13 protein-coding genes are annotated in these 13,246 nt (G+C 39.2%); 8 read left to right on the top strand and 5 right to left on the bottom strand.

The genetic code is table 11. The annotated features are described in order from the left end of the window. Positions 1-477: 477 nt before the first annotated feature. The gene (locus tag AB5026_RS13880; protein WP_368213513.1) at positions 478-2,403 is read left to right on the top strand and encodes a leucine-rich repeat domain-containing protein; all 1,926 of its coding nucleotides are present in this window, start codon (positions 478-480) and stop codon (positions 2,401-2,403) included. Between the two features lie 70 nt (positions 2,404-2,473). On the opposite strand, the gene AB5026_RS13875 is transcribed toward AB5026_RS13880, so the two are convergent. The 4 genes from AB5026_RS13875 to AB5026_RS13860 all read right to left on the bottom strand — a co-directional run bounded on the left by AB5026_RS13875 (position 2,474) and on the right by AB5026_RS13860 (position 4,999). Then, complete coding sequence (locus AB5026_RS13875; protein ID WP_368213512.1) at positions 2,474-3,583, bottom strand: plasmid recombination protein; 1,110 nt, start codon at positions 3,581-3,583, stop codon at positions 2,474-2,476. Between the two features lie 152 nt (positions 3,584-3,735). Further along, positions 3,736-4,056 carry a hypothetical protein gene (locus tag AB5026_RS13870; RefSeq protein WP_368213511.1) on the bottom strand — a complete coding sequence of 107 codons (321 nt, stop codon included), beginning with the start codon at positions 4,054-4,056 and terminating at the stop codon, positions 3,736-3,738. Positions 4,057-4,170: 114 nt separating this feature from the next. Continuing rightward, positions 4,171-4,635 carry a DUF6465 family protein gene (locus tag AB5026_RS13865; protein WP_173734621.1) on the bottom strand — a complete coding sequence of 155 codons (465 nt, stop codon included), beginning with the start codon at positions 4,633-4,635 and terminating at the stop codon, positions 4,171-4,173. Positions 4,636-4,693: 58 nt separating this feature from the next. Further along, the gene (locus tag AB5026_RS13860; protein WP_368213510.1) at positions 4,694-4,999 is read right to left on the bottom strand and encodes a hypothetical protein; all 306 of its coding nucleotides are present in this window, start codon (positions 4,997-4,999) and stop codon (positions 4,694-4,696) included. A 167-nt stretch (positions 5,000-5,166) separates the two neighbouring features. Between AB5026_RS13860 and AB5026_RS13855 the strand changes: the two genes are divergently transcribed. The 7 genes from AB5026_RS13855 (at position 5,167) to AB5026_RS13825 (ending at position 12,901) form a co-directional block, all read left to right on the top strand. After that, positions 5,167-5,340, top strand: a complete 174-nt coding sequence (locus AB5026_RS13855) for a hypothetical protein (RefSeq protein ID WP_368213509.1) — start codon at positions 5,167-5,169, stop codon at positions 5,338-5,340. 4 nt (positions 5,341-5,344) lie between these two features. Then, positions 5,345-5,527: a septum formation initiator family protein gene (locus AB5026_RS13850; protein ID WP_242981805.1), complete on the top strand. Its 183-nt coding sequence runs from the start codon at positions 5,345-5,347 to the stop codon at positions 5,525-5,527. A gap of 267 nt (positions 5,528-5,794) precedes the next feature. Further along, positions 5,795-7,255 carry an RNA-guided endonuclease TnpB family protein gene (locus tag AB5026_RS13845; RefSeq protein ID WP_368213508.1) on the top strand — a complete coding sequence of 487 codons (1,461 nt, stop codon included), beginning with the start codon at positions 5,795-5,797 and terminating at the stop codon, positions 7,253-7,255. A 357-nt stretch (positions 7,256-7,612) separates the two neighbouring features. Next, positions 7,613-8,086 (top strand): hypothetical protein, encoded by a 474-nt coding sequence (locus tag AB5026_RS13840; RefSeq protein ID WP_368213506.1) that lies wholly within the window; start codon positions 7,613-7,615, stop codon positions 8,084-8,086. 228 nt (positions 8,087-8,314) lie between these two features. Beyond that, positions 8,315-10,099 carry a leucine-rich repeat protein gene (locus AB5026_RS13835; RefSeq protein WP_368213505.1) on the top strand — a complete coding sequence of 595 codons (1,785 nt, stop codon included), beginning with the start codon at positions 8,315-8,317 and terminating at the stop codon, positions 10,097-10,099. A gap of 16 nt (positions 10,100-10,115) precedes the next feature. Beyond that, positions 10,116-11,150: a leucine-rich repeat domain-containing protein gene (locus AB5026_RS13830; protein WP_368213504.1), complete on the top strand. Its 1,035-nt coding sequence runs from the start codon at positions 10,116-10,118 to the stop codon at positions 11,148-11,150. Positions 11,151-11,644: 494 nt separating this feature from the next. Next, positions 11,645-12,901 carry a helix-turn-helix transcriptional regulator gene (locus AB5026_RS13825; protein WP_173734615.1) on the top strand — a complete coding sequence of 419 codons (1,257 nt, stop codon included), beginning with the start codon at positions 11,645-11,647 and terminating at the stop codon, positions 12,899-12,901. A gap of 114 nt (positions 12,902-13,015) precedes the next feature. Here AB5026_RS13825 and AB5026_RS13820 read toward each other — a convergent pair whose 3' ends face one another. After that, positions 13,016-13,225 (bottom strand): hypothetical protein, encoded by a 210-nt coding sequence (locus AB5026_RS13820; RefSeq protein ID WP_173734614.1) that lies wholly within the window; start codon positions 13,223-13,225, stop codon positions 13,016-13,018. Positions 13,226-13,246 lie beyond the last annotated feature (21 nt).

Below are 13,246 nucleotides of genomic sequence, written 5' to 3'. Positions count from 1 at the left end.
GAAGCGGAGTTAAATTGGAAATGATTTTAGACACCCTTTCTTGTTTTTTTTACTTCCATTTTACAGAACTTTTGTTTTGATTTCAACGGAGAACAGGGAATTCCCGGCCGATAATATCGTCCGCGGGTCAAGGATTCCGGTTCTAACTTCGCACACGGGTCTGAATCCCCGTTCGGAGTCTGGCTACGAGTCTAGTTTTGCTGGCGAGTTATCATTTTTAATCTGGTACCGAGCCGATACGGCGAGGCATCATTTTTAATCTGGTACCGACTCCGGCAAAGCCGGGGAGGTATCATATTCATTCTGGTACCGAGTCATGCAAAGCAGGCGAGGTATCAATAGTCTTTCGGTTTTTCGCAGAAAATAGTTTACAGTAATTATATTATGTAAATCATTGTTCCTTTTGTTTATTTTTTTGTATACAGAATATTCCGGCATACTGAAAAAAGAAAAACAAAGCGAAAGGAACGAAAAAAAATGGATAAAATCAAAGTCATACGCAAAAACGGAGTTACCTATTATCTCCGGCCATATAATACCATTAACACCGGCTTATGTTGTTGCGGAATTGAAATTGCTAATTGGGTAACAGAAATAAGATTTGACAACTCTATCATTGATGAGATATACGTAACGGAAAAACATAAGGGTACCGCAAAACCCGAAGTTATCCAGGATGTAAAAAAAGGATTTAAAAAATATGCAAAAGGAATTGTAGCAATCCAGATTCAAGAAATGGCAAATGGACGTAGATTTGAAAATGTCAAAAGACTGATAGTCGGAGAGTCCATAAAGAAGATTGTGATTGAAAATGAAATGTTCCCAAATGTCAGATACATAGAGTCGCATTCTGAAAATTTCTATTCCGGAAGCATGCTGATGGAGCGTACTTATCCAACAGGAGGTGAACTGCTCAATTCTTTTTGTCTTGGTCCTGATGAGCCTCTGGATTTAGATAAAGTTGTATGCATCTGGAAGGAGGGCGCATTAAGAGGCTGCCAGTCTCAGGAAATAAAAAATGCAGAAAACCTTTTAACAGCAAATGCAGAAACTTTCAGGAATTCGCTTATCAAGACAACTGACCGAATAAGAGAATGCGGCGTTACAATGATGGGACCAATCATAGTTGATGCAACGTATGAGCCAAAGGATAAGACTTATATCATGCCAGAGTATACCGCTGCGATTTGCCAGAACATTGCGTTTAATCCAGACACTACAATGGTGGTGCAGAACAATAATACGTTTCTGAGATATATGATTTACGGCGCAGTCGTAAAGAATGTATTTTTTGAGGATACATCGCATATTTCACTTGCAGATATTGAAAACATGAGAGGTATAAATATCGAATTTTCTAAAAAAAATCCAGAATATTCATCAAAAGACGGCCTCGTGTATTCAAAAGATATGAAAATGCTGATTTCATGCAGTCATAGTAAGAGTGGAAAGGTAGTCATTGCAGACGGAGTCGAAGAGATACGAGAAAATGCTTTCGCGTATCGTGATATGATTGAGTCTGTACATATTCCTGATAGCGTAGAGCGCATCGGGGACAATGCATTCACAAACTGCGATAATTTGAAAAGCGTAGTTTTTGGAAACAGTATCAAGTCAATTGGAGCATTTGCATTTTATTGTTGTTCCAATCTGAGACAGGTCGAATTTCCTGATTCCCTGAAAAGGATTGAGGCACGCGCTTTTGATGCCTGTAATGAATTAAGGCACCTGAAACTAAACGAAGGGTTAGAATATATTGGAGTGGGCGTTTTTGATGGAGGTAAGATAAGACACGCTAAACTTCCATCAAATACTAAAGTATCAAAGGGAAGCCTGAGCGGTATCCAACGCGTAGAACTACCTGATGAAAGGATACCAGGAAATATTACGTCTGCTATCATTGGAGGGTATCCACAGCTTTTTGATGATATGAAAAATATCCCATTACGTATGGACACGGCAACTGATGATGGCCTGGTCTATTGTTTAAAAACGCCAACACGAAAAATCGTGATACCTGTAACGCTTAAGTGCAGCGAAAATAAGCGCAGAAGATTTCAGGCAGAGTCCAGAAAGCTGGTAAATGGAGAACCACATAATTTCTTCAAGTGCTGTTCAACATTGCAGCAGCAGATTGCCATTGCTTATATGGAGTATGAAAACCAGCCGACAGAAGAGAGCAGAAAGTTTTTAAAAGGATATGGAAAAGAACTTACAAAAGTGATGCTGGAGCAGCATATGGAGAAAGAACTTACTGACTTAATAAGAAAGGACCTGTTTTCATGCGTGATGCTGGAAGAAATGTATTGCATTTCTTCAGATATGGGTGCAAATGTTGTAAGTGCTTATATTCTGAGTAAATTGGCAGGCGAAGATAAGAAAGAACTTGATTTTGCGATATAAAGATATCGGCAGGCTGCTTCAGCCTGCCTTTTTTGGTTGCGATTAGTTTACAATAAAATAATTATGTCAATTACCTGTCATTGTACATGCTTTCTTTCCAGCCATCGCGATGCGCTGCGGCTTGCCTGCGCTTGTCTTCTTCATAAATCTCAATGATTGGCTGGTCATGAAGTCTTGTCGTCTGCATGAAGCGTTGTACGTTTTGCAGTTCTTTCTCAAGCTTGGCGTTTTCTTTTGCTAACTGTTCGGCCTGTTCGCGGAGAGTTTGATTTTCTTTTGCGGTGTTACTGTGCTCAAAGTCTTTTATCATCTGTAAAAGTTCTTTTCTTTCTGCCCGCATGGCCTTTATGGATTTCAGCAGAGGCTTCACCTGCAGCCAGTCAGGCTCCCGCATAACGGTAAAGCCATTTGAAGTAGAAGTCTTTATATTGTCAATATCTTTTTCCGCTTTTTCGCCCATGCCGGCCATTTTTAAGATACGCTGTTTCCGCTCCAGTTCTTCTTCAGCGCGTGAGATTTCTTTGGTCAGGTAGTTGCATCTGTCGTTTAAGGTTTTCTTTTTTAGCTCTTTGACATTTCGTTCGTAGTCTACTGTGTCTTTTTTTACCATATTAAGCTGTACGCCCATCTGCGCAGATATATAATCCTGCAGCTCTATCTGGAATTTAGCCCCATAACAGTCTGACAGGGCTTCTTTTGCACATACCTTTTCATGTTCTTTATCTTTGTCTTTTACGATGGGAACGAAAGTAAAATGCATGTGTGGCACGTTTTCATCCATGTGTACATATGCTGAGACAATGTTTTCTTCGCCATGCTTATCCTTAAAAAAATCATAAGCATACTGAAAAAAATCGCGGCATTCGTCCATATCGTTTGGCACATAATAACTTTCGCCATCTGTGTCAACAACCTCATGACATAATTCCCTGGGCATTGTGACAGCCCAACTACAAACAGCCTTGACATCATCGCGCTTCATCATCTTTACGTTGTCCTGATGGGTGCGTTCTTTTACGAAATCATAATCAGATAAACCTGTATGCTGACCATATGCCATATTAAAGTTTAATTCGGTCCGGTCCTTATGGATATGCGAGCCGGAATTCTTCTGCGTGCGGCTGCAGTGAGCAAGCAGCCGCGGCGCTTCATTCATTCTAAATTTTGCAACTGATGCCATTGCTTTATCCTCCTGTTGATTATAAAAATAGAACAGCCGGCAGTGCCGGCTGGAATTTTCTTTGTCTGGTAATTGTTACCAGATATAATATGGAGGAAATAAAAGAAGATAAAAAAACCGTCGCAGCAATGCTGCGGCGGTATAACTGAAACTTAACTTTTTGTAATCTTGATTGGCCCTGCCTCCTCGTATTCAGCTGTAATGGTATTGAATTTCTCTTCATGGTCGGGGCCTTCGGCTTCTGCCATATACTGCTCCTTGGTAATATATGCAGCCTCAACCTCGATATGGTTAGTCTCTTCGCAGAATACAGCGACTTTCATCAGTAAAGACTTCAAGGTTTCTTCATCAAGAGGAACGGAGAAGTCTGTATCCATCTTAAAGTAAAATGCAACTTCAGGTTCGTCTACTTTCCAGAGCTTGATGTACAGCTGTAAATATCCAATAAGTTCCAGTTTTTTGATTTCTTTCATTTTTTTTCTCCCTTCTTTGTAAAAGAAACTTTTTATTCTTTTTTAATATGCGAAAAAAAAAGAGAAAAGAAAAAAACCGCAGGCTCTCTGCCTGCGGCGGGTGTGTATTGCTTTTTAGCAGTTGCTGAAATGCACTTTCTGGTTTTCGCTGCCTTCACCATTTACGGTATAATAAGCGGTCTGCTCAGCAATATTAAGATAAATAGTGATATCACCTTTCATTCCTTTGTCTGCGGCATCTTTTTTCACGGCCTTCTCAACTGCTGCCATGGATACGCTTGCTCCATTAACCTCAACCACAGTGTCAGCAATACGTGTCCTGACCGCTTTTGCTGCTGCCTTGACATGTTCTTTTGTTTCTTTTGCGGTTTCCGTTACTGTTTCTTTTACAGCTTCAGAGACAACAGATACAGCCTCCTTAACTTCCGGTTTGTTCATATGTTCTTCAATGTTTTCACCGGCTGCTTTTACGGCTGCTTCTGTCTTTTCTGCTACAGTTTTTGCGGCCTCCTCTGTTTTAGCGACGGCCTCAGTCGCCTTCTCAATCATTTTCTTTTTTGTGATTCTTTTACTTGCCATTTCTTTTAAATTCTCCTTATTTTTAATTTTCCAGCGTGATGCTGGTTTTTTAACCCAGTTAGTTGATGTATTCCACATTGAGTGTGCCTTTCCTGCGCATATTGACATTGAGAGTGTTGGCCGGGTCTGCAAGCCTCCGGTCGTCGTTAACAGAGAGCAGAACTGATTCCGAATGCCGGCTCAGGACAGTTTCTGTTGCCCGTGCAAGAAGTTCAGCAGCAGTTTCTGCATGTATTTCCTGGATTACCTGCTGATATTCAGCCTTAATACCATCAGGCTCGTTTGTGTCAACGTCTAAATTACATGTAGCCATTAACTTAGGCGCTGCTTCTGTATTGTCCACAAAATTAATTGTTAACGTCATATCTCTGACCTCCCTTTGTTTCTGCGCTTTTTTAAGCACATATATATTATGCCAAATTTTTCAAAAAAAAGAAAGGCTGAAAAAGAAAGGACGATAAGAAGAAAAATGGTCCGCAAAAAAAGATAAAAAATAAAAAAATCCTGCATATTGTACAATGAAAAGAATGCGTGAAAGGGTTCAAAAAAAATGGAAAAGCGGGAGCAAAGAGTACAAAAGATAATAGAGCTGCGAAAAGAAAAAGTAGAAAAGCAAAAAAGAAACATCTGGGGCATGGTCTTGATAACAGTCATTGTACTTCTTATGATATTCATCATGCTGTATCAAAAGAAGGAGATAGTTGACACGATGGCTTCTTATGATGTCCGCTATGAAACACTGCAGAAGTCTATTAAAGAAGAAAAGAAGCATGCAAAAGAGATTGAAAAAGAAAAAGAATACATGCAATCTGATGAGTATATTGCACAGGTGGCAAGGGAGAAGCTTGGACTGGTAAAAGATAATGAGATTGTATTCGAGGAAGAAGACTAGCACTTTGGTAAGAAGTGCTTTTTCTTTTTGTCTGATATCTGGCATGTTGAAAAATTTAGCCGTCGCATTCTCGTGACTTCAGTCGTGGGTTAGACGGCTTTTCTTTTTAAATACATAAAAATATCGTTTACAACTTTTTATTTCTCTACATTTCGGCGTAGAGATTTTTTTTATTTTCGTCAAAATTTTTTCGTAAAAAATCGCTTCGTTTTTAATTTTTTCGGCATATTAAATGTATAAGAAATTTACAGAAAGGAGGCGTACGATATGGCAAACTCAAACAGAAAGAAAGCCCGTAAATTACAGGCCGCGAAGAAGGCGAAAGCCGCCGAAAGAGAGAAAGCTGCTAAGAAGGTAAAACCTGCCGAAGAAAAACCGATAAAGTATACTGTCACAGCAGAACAGCAGGCTGACGGTACTTTTGAGTTTCGTGGAGGAAAAGGCGGGTTTAATATCATTAAGCAGAAAAATAAAGCATTAGAGCCTTACGGAAAATGCATACATAATTATGGTGTCCTTTTAGAGCTGATTCCGGGAGATAAACAGGCTGCGATTAACCAGCAGATTGGGAATGCCAGGGTTGTACATAATGATTACCTTTCTAAACGTGAGGAATACTACAAGAAAACCAAAAAGGCATTAACGGTTTCACAGTATAAAAAAGAATACCTTCCGGCATTAAAAAAAGAAAAGGAATATCTTAAGGATACAGACAAGTTTGTTTACGAAAATGCCTGCCGGAATGTAGATGACGCATACAACAGATTTTTTAAGGGGTTGTCTGGATTTCCGAAATATGATTCCAGAACGAAGCCAAACGGAAACAGCTTTACAACAAATTTCACAAACAATAACATCGAGCTGAAAATGATTGGCGGCATCCCACATGTTAAGCTTCCAAAAATTGGAAATATCAGGTTTATCCTTCCGAAAGGAAAGACATTGACGGATATCCAGCCGCACGGCGTATCAATCAAAGCTGCAACGGTAAGTAAGGAATCAGACGGTTCATACCGTATTTCACTCAGGATGGAAAGTGTGATTGATAAGCCTGTATTTCCAACATTTATCAACTCCAGCGAGATAGTCTCTGTTGACCTTGGCCTGAAAGACTTTGGCGTTTTTGGTAATCTTAAAGAAACCAACACAGTACCAAACCCAAGATGGATTCAGGTACACGCCAGACGGCTCCGCAGATTTCAGAAGAGTCTTTCCAGAAAGCAGTACGACAAGAAAACACATACTGGTTCCAGGAACTGGGAGAAGGCGCGTCTGAAGGTTGCAAAGGAGCAGCGTAAGATTGCGGACCAGAGAAGGGATTTCCACCATAAACTCTCAAGAGCGATTACAGATAATTGCGTTGCATTCATATGTGAAGACCTTGCGGTCAAGAACATGATGAAGAACCGCCATCTGTCAAAGTCAATCGCGTCTGTCGGCTGGTATCAATTTTTAAAAATGGTGCAGTATAAGATGGAGTGTGCTGGTAAGTATTTCAGAAAAATCAGCAGATGGTATCCATCATCACAGACCTGCGGGTGCTGCGGGTATAAAAATACAGATGTTAAGGATTTGAGTGTGAGAAAATGGAAATGCCCGAAGTGTGGAGCCTGGCACGACCGTGATGTCAACGCACAGCAGAATATATATAAGATTGGGGCGAAGATGCTCCAGGACGAAGGGATACAGGTTATCGGTCTCACTGCAACAAACAAATCAGTAAACTGATTCTTCAGAAATAACTGTTAACCAAGTAACGGGTAAAACCGGTCACATATAAACAAGCGCTCCGGAAACGGGAATAACCAGATAACGAAGCAGCGGTACCTCGGGGAAGCGTGGAAGCCGTGGTGAGAGTCCACTTAAAAAGCCTGCACCGCAGTAGGACTGTCAGCGTAAGGATGCTGACAGAGAGTCTGAGTAAGACACGGCCGGAAGGCAATGCATCGGACAGATGAAGCAGGAAAGAAGATAGAAGGGAAGGCGTAACCGGGTCGCAAGACTGAAAAAGCCTGACGGACTATCGGAAGCCCGTGACTTCAGTCATGGGTTCTTCACATTTTGTCAAATAAATTTCCAGAAGGCATGGTCGGTGCAATCGTAACGACGAGTCCTGTTTACAATGACATTGGTATATTGCAGGTAAAAACGCCTGATAGTCTGTATTTTCTTCCGCCGGCTATGACCAAAGCGAATATATCACGTTTGGAGGATGATATCTGCTTGAGCGGGCCCGATGCGCTGCTTTCTTCATATAAGTATGCACTTACATGGGATGTAAAAATAGATATAGCCTTTGCGATATACGAGGAACATAAAACTGCAGAAACTGCACGATACTTAGCCAAAAATGCTAAAAAAATAGCAAAAAAGGCGATGGAAACGAATGATTTGGAGATGCTGACAAAATTACTTGAGTACGATGTTTTCTCTAAGAAATCGATAAGGTTTATCTACGACCTGATTTCTGATGACGATAATGAAAAAATGGTAACTACAAAAGCATATGCGTTGGAGAAAATGCAGAGAAGAGCAAATAAGAACAACTTTTCATTATGACAAAATAAGAGAGAAGGAGGCATGGAAAAACGCTGTGCCTCTTTTTTTTGTGGAGCGGCGTGAAGAGTGAATATTCCGAACTTTCTAGATTTTATATTTTACAGCGCCGTTTTTAATTCACATAATATTATTATTGTAAACTTTCGGTAAGCAAATCCGCAAATTTTTTCTGCAATAGCAAAATCTATCATACTGAAAATAGAAATATACAAAGAAAGGAATAAAGATATGGGTACAGAAAAATTGCATAAATTATGTTATCAGCCCGGGGTTGTCATGTATGTTGATGATTACAATATTTGTCGTGATATGGAAGTAAGCCCGGACGTTTCTGTTTTACACATAGGAGAACAGAAAAAACCTTCCAAAACAGACCCACCGCTGTTGTTTAGCTTGGACAAAAGAAAAAACTATGTGTTTCCAGGCATAAAAGAATTGGTTATTGAAGAAGGCTCTTGTGGGGTATTTGTCGCGAACACGATGTTTCCCAATGTAAAACGTGTGACATCACATAACCAAAAATATTTATCAAGTGATAGAATGCTTATAACAATCCGCGACGATACAAAACGAATGCTGCTGCATGTGTTTGATTTAGAGTCTACAGCGCAGATTGATTTAAGGTGGATATCGCAGATAGGCACAAAAGCGTTTGAAGGATGCAAAAGCGCTCGCCTGGTAAATTGTGACTGCGTTGAGTGCTGTCATGAGGATGCGTTTTTCGGTTCTGAATTTACGGAGACAGCGACGTATGACGGTGGCTTAAAGATGGCCGGCGGAATCATAATTGATGTTGACGAAACAGCGGAAGAAATCGTATTTCCGGATGATAAAAAGATATTTGCAATACAGGCAGGCCTGGATTTCGCCAAAGCAAAAAGGCTGGTTTTAAAAGATGTAGGGTTGATTCCAATGCTTTCCCGCCATCATTTGCCAGAAACTCTGGTTATTGATGACCCGAATTTCAGGAATCTTGATAAATTATCGCCAATAGAACTTAATGTATCGATAAAACGGATAGAAACAACTGATAGAGTAAAACATTTTTCTTCGTACGACGGAATCCTTTACAACAAGACCCAGATAGAACTGTTGCTCTGTCCGAAAGGCCGAAGCGGCGAAACGGTAATTCCGGAAGGCGTCAGGACGATAAGGCAGCAGGCATTCAGACGTAGCCATATAGTTTCTGTAAAAATGCCAGATTCACTGAGGACGATTGAAGACCAGGCTTTTGAATACTGTAAGCAGTTGAAGCACGTTGATTTTGGACATGGTTTAAAACGTATTGGCTCCAGCTTTTATTCTAATGTATTTGCTCATTCAGGTCTTGAAGAGGTCGTGATTCCTCAACAGGTAACAGAAATAGGCTACGCTGCATTTTATGACTGTTCTTTGAAAAAGGTAACTCTAAGTGAAGGCCTCGTTGCTATCGGAGAGGATGTTTTTGCCATAAATAAACTGGAAGAGATAACAATTCCGGAAAGTGTATCATCTATAGGAGAAAGCGCCTTGCGCCGGATTCCAAAAGTATATACCAAAAGATATATTGATGGCCTGGCGTCTGCGATTACGGAACCAAAAGTATTCGCTGAAAATTCGTATTGCGTAGAGCTTAACATTGCAGAACATGAATTTATTGTCCCAGCACATGTGATATCGATTGAAACTGTAGAGACCATGATTCTTAAAGCATTGGATGGAGAAGAAGATAAAGGCAATACACTTTATGCTTGTTCCATATCCATATCTGAAAGGCAGGATACTGCAGTCAGTGCATATAAAAAAACGCAAGACCATAAATTAAAAGAATATTTAAAAAGGTCCGGAAAAGGAATCGCTTTCAGACTGTTAAGAGGGGGTAAAGCGAAAGATTTAATCGGGTTTATCCAGCTTGATGTATTATCCAAAAAAGCCTTAAGTGAATTACTGGAAAAGGCTGCAGACAGACCAGAGATTACGGCTTATATCGTGCAGATGATGCAGAGCAAAAAGAAAACAAATTTGGAGTTATAGGAAAGGAATTTGAAAAATGGAAGAAAATATATTTTTCAAAGAAATCGACGGTATTACATATACTTCAGATATGCGCGTGATTACTGGATGTAAGAAAGATATCGAAGGGCATATTATAATTCCGGAAGGTGTTGAAATTATTAAAGCAGAAGCATTTAGGTCATGCGAATCTATTACATCTATAATCCTTCCTGATTCGTTGAAAACAATAGAATGGAGAGCATTTGTGGATTGCCGTAATCTACAACACATTGATTTTGGGAATGGAATCCAGCAAATTGAATGTCTTGGCCTATCAAATGACATTTTTGACGGATGCAAAAACCTTCATTCAGTAATAATCCCGTCACAAGTTAAATATATCGGAGATGCTGTTTTTTATAAAACCGGATTAAATACGATACAGTTAAATGAAGGACTGGAAAATATTGGAAATATGGTTTTTGGGAATTGCCAAATGTTAACTCATCTTATTCTTCCTGCATCATTAAAGCACTTTGGGTTTCATAGGTCTAACCATTTCGCAAACATTACACTGAAAACGATACCTGTTGATTTTATTTTGAAAATCACGGATACGTCTTATCGTTATCACTATCCTGAGTATAGAATTATCACATTAACTATTGGCGATAGAAAGGTTTTCATTCCAAATATGATGGATGAATACGATAGGTCCAAAGTCAATGCAAAAATAAACGAAGAGGGCGTAACTGATAACCTTATGTACAGCATGTATAAGTACGCTCCATCTGAGGCTATTCGTACTGAAATCGGATATCACATCTATAATGAAGCATTAAAGCAAAATAATGTTGATAAAATCGATGAGGGATTCAGGTTAAAATTAAAACAAAGGGCTACTGGCATGATTTTTCATTTGTTAGACCAAGACAGACTTGAAGAAGCCATAATGATTATTAATCTTGGCTTTTTATCAGAGTCTATGATTAGAGGTTTTCTAAAAAAGACAGATAATCCTGCGGTGAGAGCGTATTTACTTGAGAATCTACATAAATTGGATGGCGATGGGAAGCAAATGCAACTTTAAATAAAAAAACATAAAACTTAGACCGACAAAAAGTCGTCCGCGGGTCAAATGTTTCGGTTTTAACTTCACACGCGGGTCTGAATCCCCGTTCGTGCACTGCACTCAGCCTTACGGCTTCGCTTGTCAGCCTCTGCGAGGCTTGGTTACGAGCCGGAACGGCGAGTTATCAAAAAGTCGCACACGATATTTTTATTTATTATGCGCTTTCATCTCGGATATAGAATAACCGAGGATTCCCGCTTTAAATCCTAAAAGAATACTATGTGTCACATATTAAAGATAAGATGTTTGAATATCAGCTGATTAAATAGTTCGTTTTCCTGGTTCAGACAGACTTACGTTCACCGCGTCAGTTGCTGACGATTCTGACAAAGCCGGTAAATCAGCAGCTGCCGAGGAGGATGTACCAAGAAAATTTTTCAGACCGGCGCAGTTGTATTTTTTGTCGCGTCCTGTATAATATCTGGCAAACAGAAAAAATGGAGACAAAAAAAATGCAGAAAATAATAGTCTGGGCAAAAAAGAGTAAAATAGAAATTGCACAATATATACAGAAAAGACAATATACAAAATTGCTGAATGAATACTGTAAAATCGCCGGATATTCAACAACAAAGGCTGCCGCAGTGTTTAAATGCTCCCGTCGGTCGATGCAACGGTATCTATCTGGGGAGCGCATGGTTCCAATGTACATTGTTAATCAGGTAATGAATGAAATGGGAACTACAAAAGAAGAGATATGTTGTGCCGCAGAGGCTGAAAAAGATACGGGAGAGAAATGTGATGTGAACTGCAAGATAGAAGGAGAATTTGATTCCGATGGGATGTTTGTCTGGTATGGAAACGCAAAAAAAATACTGTTTAATATTTTGTATGCTTATCGAACATTGATAAAAAAGCAATCACGGTTCCAAGCGGCATGCGAATTAGATATCCTGGAGAGCACGTTGTATGAATATGAATGTGGAAAAAGAAAGATACAACAGGCAGATATCATAAAAATCCTGAATGGATATAATATGCGTCTGGAAGAGTTATTCCCGTCGTTAGTATCGTATGATGGCAGAAAGACTTTTTTGCCTTTAAATCCTGTGATGAGTCTAAATTTGGATGGAAAAGACTACGATTTGTTGGAAGATGAATTGTACGTGGCAGACGATGGCGGCATAGTTGATTCCTGGCCGGTTTTTCCAATCCAGAGGTATGATGTTGATGGCAGGCCATTGTTAAAATATATGCCAGATGAATTAACAATAGATGAATATGCAAATTCCGATGAATTAATCTTTATTAAAGATGATTTTACTTATTACGAAAAAGATATTGATGGTCTAAAGCTGCCGCCAAATTACCTTCCATTTTTCGGAAAAGATATCGTAAAAAATAAACAGAAAAATTCACAAACAGGAAGACATGTAAAATTTGTTACTCAACCTGAATTTTTGACAGACTATAAAATATCTTTAAAATCTACGACACGCAAAATAACATTTTCTCTTCATGATTACGTTTTTTCTAACAGTCCATGGTATGCTATGCTTCGTGATGAAGAATATTTTCAGAAAGGCGAGCTAAAGTTTATAGGGGAAAAAATTCCAGAAAATGAATGTATCGTATGGCCAGATGGGCAATATGTACGAATATTGGAATTGTATATTGCAAAATATCCATATCAATACAAATATCTTAAACACGCTTTTGTCTGTAATGGGCCATATCTTAATTGGACTATATATGAGGCAAAAGAATAGCAACAGCGCCTTTGGCGCTGTTTTTTTTGTATTTTTCCTGTCGGTGTGCTGTTTTTTTGTAAGGTAGAACAAAAAACAAAAGGCGAGGATTTCATCCTCGCCTAATTACTTGCATTAGAACGCAACTTTTTCTCCAGTGTCACAATACACTAAAGCATTTTTCTTTACAGAATAAATTGTTTTTCTTGGTTCTTTATGCGCCATATCTACTGTGATAATATGACCATATTTTTCAATCTGCATTTCTTCTATTTTTTGTTTGAGCTCATCTTTAGACAGATTACATGGAATAGAAGTTTGCTCATCAAGATACTCATAACCCATAATTTATACCTCCTTGAAGAT

Origin of the sequence: Blautia sp. RTP21359st1_E11_RTP21359_211015 (assembly GCF_040910705.1) — a bacterium.
Classification (GTDB): domain Bacteria; phylum Bacillota; class Clostridia; order Lachnospirales; family Lachnospiraceae; genus Blautia_A; species Blautia_A fusiformis.
Note: the sequence above shows the minus strand (reverse complement) of the source record. Positions and strands in the feature narration are given on the sequence as shown.

What these genes read in the sequence shown, in the direction of transcription:
- AB5026_RS13820 (WP_173734614.1), bottom strand. Translation starts at nt 13,225, where the DNA reads ATGGGTTATGAGTATCTTGATGAGCAAACTTCTATTCCATGTAATCTG.
- AB5026_RS13850 (WP_242981805.1), top strand. Translation starts at nt 5,345, where the DNA reads ATGGCTTCTTATGATGTCCGCTATGAAACACTGCAGAAGTCTATTAAA.
- AB5026_RS13845 (WP_368213508.1), top strand. Translation starts at nt 5,795, where the DNA reads ATGGCAAACTCAAACAGAAAGAAAGCCCGTAAATTACAGGCCGCGAAG.
- AB5026_RS13830 (WP_368213504.1), top strand. Translation starts at nt 10,116, where the DNA reads ATGGAAGAAAATATATTTTTCAAAGAAATCGACGGTATTACATATACT.
- AB5026_RS13870 (WP_368213511.1), bottom strand. Translation starts at nt 4,056, where the DNA reads ATGAAAGAAATCAAAAAACTGGAACTTATTGGATATTTACAGCTGTAC.
- AB5026_RS13875 (WP_368213512.1), bottom strand. Translation starts at nt 3,583, where the DNA reads ATGGCATCAGTTGCAAAATTTAGAATGAATGAAGCGCCGCGGCTGCTT.
- AB5026_RS13865 (WP_173734621.1), bottom strand. Translation starts at nt 4,635, where the DNA reads ATGGCAAGTAAAAGAATCACAAAAAAGAAAATGATTGAGAAGGCGACT.
- AB5026_RS13835 (WP_368213505.1), top strand. Translation starts at nt 8,315, where the DNA reads ATGGGTACAGAAAAATTGCATAAATTATGTTATCAGCCCGGGGTTGTC.
- AB5026_RS13825 (WP_173734615.1), top strand. Translation starts at nt 11,645, where the DNA reads ATGCAGAAAATAATAGTCTGGGCAAAAAAGAGTAAAATAGAAATTGCA.
- AB5026_RS13880 (WP_368213513.1), top strand. Translation starts at nt 478, where the DNA reads ATGGATAAAATCAAAGTCATACGCAAAAACGGAGTTACCTATTATCTC.
- AB5026_RS13860 (WP_368213510.1), bottom strand. Translation starts at nt 4,999, where the DNA reads ATGACGTTAACAATTAATTTTGTGGACAATACAGAAGCAGCGCCTAAG.
- AB5026_RS13840 (WP_368213506.1), top strand. Translation starts at nt 7,613, where the DNA reads ATGGTCGGTGCAATCGTAACGACGAGTCCTGTTTACAATGACATTGGT.